The following is a 7505-nucleotide window of genomic DNA, read 5'->3' as shown; positions in this document are numbered from 1 at the left end:
ACATGAACGTTCTGCGGCGAAGTAGCGCCTGCGTCATTGCGGCTTCGGCGCTCATCCTGGCGGGGGCACCCGCCACCGCCTTGCCCGGCGGGGAAGAGGTGCGGGTCGAGCAGGTCGAAGGAAACCGCTACGACATGCACGTCTACTCGGAGTCGATGGGCCGGGAGATCCCGTTCCAGCTGATCCGCCCGGCCGACACCAGCGTGCCGCGCCCGACGCTGTACCTGCTGAACGGGGCCGGCGGTGGCGAAGACGGCGCGAACTGGCTCAATCAGACGAAGATCCTCGACTTCCTCGCGGACAAGAACGTGAACGTCGTGATTCCCGCACAGGGCATGTTCACCTACTACACGGATTGGATGCGTGACGATCCGGTCGTGGGTATCGCGAAGTGGGAGACGTTTCTGACCCAGGAGCTTCCCCCGGCGGTCGACCGCGCACTCGGTACCACGGGTGTCAATGCAATCGCGGGACTGTCGATGGCAGGCACGTCGGTGCTCGACCTCGCGATCCAGGCGCCGGGACTGTACCGAGGAGTCGCCTCGTACAGCGGCTGTGCCCAAACCAGCGATCCTGTGGGCCAGGCGTATCTCCGGACCGTCGTCGAAGTGATGGGCGAGACCGACGCTCGCAACATGTGGGGTCCGTACGACGGCGACGAGTGGGCCCGGCACGACCCGACGGTCAACGCCGAAGGGCTGCGGGGGCTCTCTCTCTACATCTCGAACGGAAACGGGTTGCCCGGACCGCACGAGAACCCGGCACTGCCACGCACCCCTCAGGCACCGCCGCTGCACGAGCAGGTCGTGATCGGGGGGGTGATCGAGGCGGCAACGAACGTCTGTACCCAACGGCTGGCCGAGCGGCTGGAAGAACTCGATATCCCCGCCACCTTCCACTTCCGTGAGAACGGCACGCACTCATGGGGTTACTGGGAGGACGAACTCCACCGTTCGTGGCCGCAATTGGCGGCGTCACTCGAGCTCGGGAACTGACACGACGCGGGACGCCGAGACCGGCTGATCCCGCCCTCAACGAAAAAGCTCGCGGCCCTGGTGGTGTGTCCACCAGGGCCGCGAGCGTTTACTTCAGGGCTGCTTACCTGCGACCGGGGGGCTTGATGCCGCCCTTGATCTGCAGTCCGCCCGGCTTCGCCTTCGGCGGGGCCGGTGCGTCGGCAGCGGGTGCCTTCGGCGCCTCGGGCGTCGTCTCCGACTCCGGCGCTTCGGGCGTCGTCTCCGGCTCCGTAGCCGCCGACTCCGTTACCGGCTCGGTCGTCTCCGGCTCGGAGTCGACAGTCGGCTCGGGAGCAGATTCCGCAGCCGGCTCAGAGGTGGTCTCGGGTGCCGGCGCCGCTTTCTTCGCGCCCGGGCCCTTCAGTCCACTCTTGAGCTGCAATCCCCCCGGCTTCGCCTTCGGGATTGCCGTACCCTTCGGCTCCTCAGCTGGCGCAACCTTCGGCTCCTCGGCTGCAGGAGCCGCGGGCGTCTCGGGTGCGGGCGTTTCGGCTGAGGGGGCCTCCGGTGCAGCGTCTGCCTCGGGTGCGGCCGGTGCTGCTGCCTTCTTGGCTCCGGGAGCCTTGAGGCCGCCCTTCATCTGCAGTCCGCCGGGCTTCGCCTTGGGAGCCGCAGTGGCCTCAGTTGCCGGTGCGGCTGCTGCTGCCGGTGCGTCCGCGGCGGGAGCTGTCGGTGCAGCGTCTGCCTTGGGTGCGGCCGGTGCTGCTGCCTTCTTGGCTCCGGGTCCCTTGAGGCCGCCCTTCATCTGCAGTCCGCCGGGCTTGGCCTTCGGGATCGCGGGGGCATCCGCGGACGTTGTCTCGGCCGCGGGAGCATCTGCTGCCGGGGCGTCGGTCTTCGCGGTGGCTGCGGGAGCCGCTGCCTTCTTGGCTCCGGGTCCCTTGAGGCCGCCCTTCATCTGCAGTCCGCCCGGCTTGGCCTTCGGCGCTGCGGATGCTTCCGAAGCCGGTGCCTCGGCCGCCGGTGCCTCGGCCGCGGGGGCCGCTGCTGCGGGAGCCGCCGTCTTCTTGGCGCCCGGTCCCTTCAGACCGCCCTTCATCTGCAGACCGCCGGCCTTCGGAGCACCGGTGGTCTTAGGAGCCGCAGGTGCCGCGGCTGCCGCCTCGACCTCCTCGACGCGCTCTTTCTCGACCTCTTCGGCGGTCTCTTCGGCCTCGACCGCAGTCTTCGGCTGTTGGACGACCTTCAGGTTGTCGCTGAGCTTCGCGGCCTCGACGCGCGAGATGGACTCGAGCATGAGCTGCGCGACGTCGATGACCTCGACACCCTCGCCCTTGCCTTCTTCCTGCCGCGCGGTGACACCGTCGGTGAGCATGACGCGGCAGAAGGGGCAGCCCGTCGCGATCTTCGCCGGGTTCGTGCTGAGTGCCTCGTCGACGCGGTCGATGTTGATGCGCTTACCGATGCGCTCTTCCATCCACATGCGGGCACCACCGGCACCACAGCACATCGAGCGTTCGCCGTGACGCGGCATCTCGACGAGCTTCGCGCCCGAGGCTTCCATCAGCTCACGCGGTGCGTTGTACACCTTGTTGTGCCGGCCGAGGAAGCACGGATCGTGGTACGTGACGTCCTGGCTGACGGGCGCCACCTGCACGAGCTTCTTCGCACGGACCAGCCGGTTGAGCAGCTGCGTGTGGTGAACCACCTCGTAGGAGCCGCCGACCTGCGGGTACTCGTTGTTCAGAGTGTTGAAGCAGTGCGCACAGGTGACGACGATCTTGCGCTTGCTCTGCTCGACGCCGTCGAACACCCCGTTGAGGGTCTCGATGTTCTGCTGCGCCAACTGCTGGAACAGGAACTCGTTGCCCGCGCGACGAGCGGAGTCACCGCTGCAGGTCTCGTCGGCACCGAGCACCATGAACTTCACGCCGGCGGTCGCGAGCAACTCGGCGACAGCCTTCGTGGTCTTCTTCGCGCGGTCTTCGTAGGCACCGGCGCAACCGACCCAGAACAGGTAGTCGTAGCCCTCGAAGCTATCCGCATCCTGGCCGAAGACCGGGATGTCGAACTCCATCTCGTTGATCCAGTTGAGACGGTCCTTGGCGTTCTGGCCCCAGGGGTTGCCCTTGTTCTCGAGGTTCTTGAACAGACCCGCGAGTTCGGACGGGAAGTCCGACTCGATGAGTACCTGGTAGCGGCGCATGTCGATGATGTGGTCGACGTGCTCGATGTCCACGGGGCACTGCTCCACGCACGCACCACAGTTGGTGCAGCTCCACAGCGTTTCGGTGTCGATGATCGGCGCGAGTTCGCCCGCCTCGACCATCGCCTCGGTGTCACCGACGAGCTTGCGCTCCGCTTCCGTGCGTGCCCCCGCCGGAATCTTGGCGAGCGCAGCTTCGTCGGCGTTGCCCTCGGCGTCCACGAGCCCGACCTCGTCGCCGCCGATGTCCTTGCGGCCACCGGCCAGCAGGTACGGCGCCTTGGCGTTGCCGTGGTCGCGCAGCGACGTGATCAGAAGCTTCGGCGACAGCGGCTTACCGGTGTTCCAGGCGGGGCACTGCGATTGGCAGCGACCGCACTCGGTGCACGTGGTGAAGTCGAGCCAGCCCTTCCATGTGAAGTCCTCGATCCGTCCGGCACCGAAGGTGTCCTTGTCCGGGTCTGCTTCCTCCATGTCGATAGGCTTGCCACCCGACATCATCGGCTTCGCGGCACCGAGGGCGACGCCGCCGTCGTCCTCACGCTTGAAGTAGATGTTGAGGAAGGCCGAGAAGCGGTGCCATGCGACACCCCACGTGATGTTGCGGCCGACGATGTAGAGCCACACCATGCCGGACATCAGCTTGACGAATGCGAAGACCGAGACCAGTTCGGGGCTCTCGGGAAGGATCCGCGCGACCTGCATCGTGAAGAAGTCGGTGCTCATATGGCCACCGCCGTAGGTCGCGATCTTGCCGGCCTTCACCAGAATCATGCCGAGGCCCTCGAGGAGCACGACGGCCTCGACGAAGTACGCGGCCTTGAAGTTGGAGCCGCTGAAGCGCGACAACCGGCCGGGCTGACGCGGGTGGTTGAGCTGGCGGATGGTGATCAGCGTCAGAATGCCGATCACGGTGCCGATGCCCAGGATCTCGTCGATGAAGTGGTAGACGGCCGTGTCGCCGATGATCGGCCAGTGGAAGTTCGGGTCGAACGTCTGGCCGTAGGCCTCGAACCAGACGATGGCACCGAGCATGAAACCGACCATGACCAGCCAGTGCGCCCAGCCGACGGTACGGAACTTGGTCATCTTCGTGTGCGCGATGAACTCGACGAGCATCTGCTTGAAGCGCGGGAAGAACGGGCGCCACCGGTCCGGGGCCGGTTGGCCGACCCGGATGGTCTTGACCATCGTCCACGCGCCGCTGATGAACGCGAACCAACACACGAGGCTGAGCAGCACGCCGATCGTGCCCAACGTGATCGTCAGGGCATTCATACGTGGCCTTTCGTGTCGGGGGCAGCACCGGGCCGCCTGGTATAAACCACCGCATCGTAACGCAGGCTAAGTTACTGGCCGGTAACTTGGTGGAGAAACAGAGCCAGGTTACTAGCCGGTAACAACGTTCGTGCAGCGGGGATGTGTGTGCCCGGCCACGTTAGTGGTCAAACCTTCCACCTCATCTAGCCAGGCTCCCCTAACTGCGCGCCTTTCTTGCCGCGACAGCCCTCGGGGCAAGTCGACTCCGACCGGGTCACGGGCGAAACAACTCATATAACAAATGGGGTGTGACGTCGGTTATGATTCGCCCCGGACGTGGCATCCGGACAGTGGGTTCATCGTCGGGGGGTCTGGATGTGCCACGCGAACAGGGAAAATGGGGGCGTCCCTCGGGCGTGCGCCATGTCACAGAACGGAATCACATGAAGCTCAAGAAGCTTGCCATCGTCGCGACGATGACAGCCGCCGCTATGGGGATCACGGCCGGCACTTCCTACGCAGCTCCGGCCGCCCCGTCGGCCGAAGACAAGATCAACTACGAGGTCCGGCCCGAGGGCGACTCGGTCGTGACCGTGATCGACGCGGGCTCGTTCGCCATCTCCGGTGACGGCACGCAGGTCGAACTGCAGGACAACGACGGAAACGCCGTCATCAGCCTGCCTCTCGCCGTCCAGCTGGGCGATCTCCAGCTTCCGTTCGAGCGTGAAATCAGCGAAGACGGCAAGACGCTGACCCTCACGCCGGTCATCGACCCGGCGAAGGCGACGCCGGTCGAGCCCGAAGACAAGGTCGCGATGGGGATCACGCCTGTCGGCCTGAAGCTGTCGGACGTTGCGTCGCCCGACGAGAACCTCAAGGCCCAGCAGAATTTCGTGTCGCAGCTGGGCATGGCGACCGCGATCGGCACCGTCACAGGCGCCATCATCGGGTGTGTTGTCGGAGCCATCCCCGGGAGCATCATTCCGGGTGCAGGCACCATCCTCGGGTGCGCGGGCGGCGCAGGCGTCGGCGGCACCATCGGAGCCTTCGTCGCAGGCGGTCCGACAGCAGTCTTCGCCGGCATCGCAGTCGTCGAGACGCTCCTCGCGGCTCCCGGCACCACCGAGTGGGCGAAGTAGCACTCTGCACGTAGGGCAACGGCCCCGTCACCTCATCGGTGACGGGGCCGTTCTCTGTCATTGCGGGAGAGACGGCGTGAGAAGCGGCGGCGAGGGGATCGTCACCAGCCGTCCGTCGTGGACTTCGGCGACTCGGTCCGCGGCGCCGAGGAGCGAGCGGTCGTGCGTGACGAGAACTGTGGCGGTGTGCCGTTCCCGTGACAAACGGGTGATCAGTTCGACGATCTCCTCGCCGCGCTCCTGATCGAGGGCGCTGGTCGGTTCGTCGACCAGAAGCACATTCGGCTCGTTCATCAGGGCGCGCGCGATGTTGACCCGTTGCCGCTGGCCGCCGGACAACGCGTGCGGCCTGCGGTCGGCGTGATCCGCCATACCGACCGATTCGAGCAACGACATCGCGCGGGACCTCGCTTCGCGGGTCGAGCGCCCGTCGATCCAGGCCATCACCTGAAGTTGCTCGACAGCCGTGAGCGACGGTACGAGGTTGGACTGCTGGAAGACGATCCCGATGGTGTGCTGACGCAGTTCCGCGAGACGAGCGCGAGACAGGCCGGATGTGGCGACACCGTCGATCACGACCGTTCCGGAGTCAGGAGCGATCAGGGTGGCGGCCACGGCGAGCAGGCTCGATTTACCGGAGCCGGACGGGCCGACCACGGCGGTGACGGTGCCGGCGGGCACGTCGAGCGTGACGTCGTCCAGGGCGAGCACACGGTCGTCGCCGTCGGCGTAGGTGAGGGAGATATCGGTCAGGATCAGACTCATCGGGCACTTCCCAGAGCGGTGAGGGGGTCGACGGAGGTGATGCGGCGAACAGCGATCGCTGCGCCGAGGGAGCCGAGGGCGATCATCACCGCCACCGGTACCAGGAGGGTGGCCGGCGTCAGTGCGAACGGAACTGACCCGGAGAGCGCCGCACCGGCAGCGGCCGCCAGCGCAGTGCCGAGGGCGGTACCAGCGGTGAGCACGACGAGGGCTTGCCCAAGGGCATCTCGGACGAGCCGGCCGGTGGAGGCACCCAGGGCTTCGAGCACGGCGATGTCGCCGCTTCGCTGGATCGTCCAGACGGTGAAGAAGGCGCCGATGACGAGCGCGGAGATGGCGAAGAGGAATCCTCGCATCAACTGGAGCGAGCCGTTCTCCGACGCGTAGGAACCGATAGCGGACAGCGATGCGCTCTTCGAAACCGTCGTGGTTCCCGCGAGACGGTCGGTGGCGACGGCGTCGAAGTTGGCAGTGGTGCGGAGCGCGACGAACGTGGCGGTCCGCTCCGGGCCGGTGCCGCCGGGGGGTGCGATGTGTCTCCACGTGCCCAGGTCGATCCAGATCACCGGAAGGTGACCGAAGGATTCGTCGCCGTGCACCGCACCGACCTTCAGATCGCGTCCGGCCACGGTGATCGCGTCGCCCGGCGCCACCCCGAGGCTGTCGGCGACCGGAGTTGTCAACACCGCGGTGTCCTCGCCGTCGGGGGCGCCGCCCGGAACGAGGGGCGAACCGGGCCGGACACCGAATGCGGACACGGTGAGACCCGATTCCCCGGCCGCCGCCTTGGTCGTGGAGATTCCTACCGGTTCGGCGCTGCTCACCCCTTCGGTGGCGGCCACTCGTCGCCACTGGCTTGCGGTGACCACCGACTCGGCATACGACAAGCCCTGTCCGTTCGCGGGGGTATCGAAGACGATGTGGTCGGCAGGCAGGGCCGTGATGGCGCTGGTGTTCTGGCGGCCGAGACCGGCGGTGAGGCCGGACAGCAATCCGACCAGCAGAGTGATCAGTACGACGACGGATCCCATCAGAGCGAATCTGCCCTTGGCGAATCTCAGGTCTCTCCAGGCAACGAACACGGTGCGGCTGCTTTCTCGTGGGAAACGGTGTGCCCTCCACTCTTGCCGTGGGAGACCGGAAGGACATCCGGCAGGAGAGAGGACTTCGCAGGCCGAA

Annotated in this window: 5 protein-coding genes; 2 read left to right on the top strand and 3 right to left on the bottom strand. The window is 66.5% G+C overall.

Features of this window, described 5'->3' with window-relative positions; all coding sequences use genetic code 11:
- Positions 1 to 2 precede the first annotated feature (2 nt).
- Positions 3 to 995, top strand: coding sequence for an alpha/beta hydrolase family protein (locus HF886_RS02140; RefSeq protein ID WP_169618990.1), 993 nt, complete (start codon positions 3 to 5; stop codon positions 993 to 995).
- Between the two features lie 103 nt (positions 996 to 1098).
- On the opposite strand, the gene HF886_RS02135 is transcribed toward HF886_RS02140, so the two are convergent.
- The gene (locus HF886_RS02135; RefSeq protein ID WP_169651412.1) at positions 1099 to 4440 is read right to left on the bottom strand and encodes a heterodisulfide reductase-related iron-sulfur binding cluster; all 3342 of its coding nucleotides are present in this window, start codon (positions 4438 to 4440) and stop codon (positions 1099 to 1101) included.
- Between the two features lie 425 nt (positions 4441 to 4865).
- On the opposite strand from HF886_RS02135, the gene HF886_RS02130 reads away from it, so the two are divergent.
- On the top strand, positions 4866 to 5561 hold the full coding sequence (locus HF886_RS02130; protein WP_169651411.1) for an ammonium transporter: 696 nt from the start codon (positions 4866 to 4868) through the stop codon (positions 5559 to 5561).
- A 57-nt stretch (positions 5562 to 5618) separates the two neighbouring features.
- Here the strand turns inward: HF886_RS02130 and HF886_RS02125 are convergent, their stop codons facing one another.
- Positions 5619 to 6326, bottom strand: coding sequence for an ABC transporter ATP-binding protein (locus HF886_RS02125; RefSeq protein WP_169651410.1), 708 nt, complete (start codon positions 6324 to 6326; stop codon positions 5619 to 5621).
- Positions 6323 to 7357 carry an ABC transporter permease gene (locus HF886_RS02120; RefSeq protein ID WP_206038462.1) on the bottom strand — a complete coding sequence of 345 codons (1035 nt, stop codon included), beginning with the start codon at positions 7355 to 7357 and terminating at the stop codon, positions 6323 to 6325. The genes HF886_RS02125 and HF886_RS02120 overlap by 4 nt, the downstream gene beginning before the upstream one ends.
- Between the last annotated feature and the right edge of the window lie 148 nt (positions 7358 to 7505).

The organism is Rhodococcus sp. 105337 (assembly GCF_012844225.1).
Taxonomy (GTDB): Bacteria; Actinomycetota; Actinomycetes; order Mycobacteriales; family Mycobacteriaceae; genus Rhodococcus.
The sequence above is the reverse complement of the archived record's forward strand: the minus strand, read 5'-3'. Positions and strand labels throughout refer to the sequence as shown.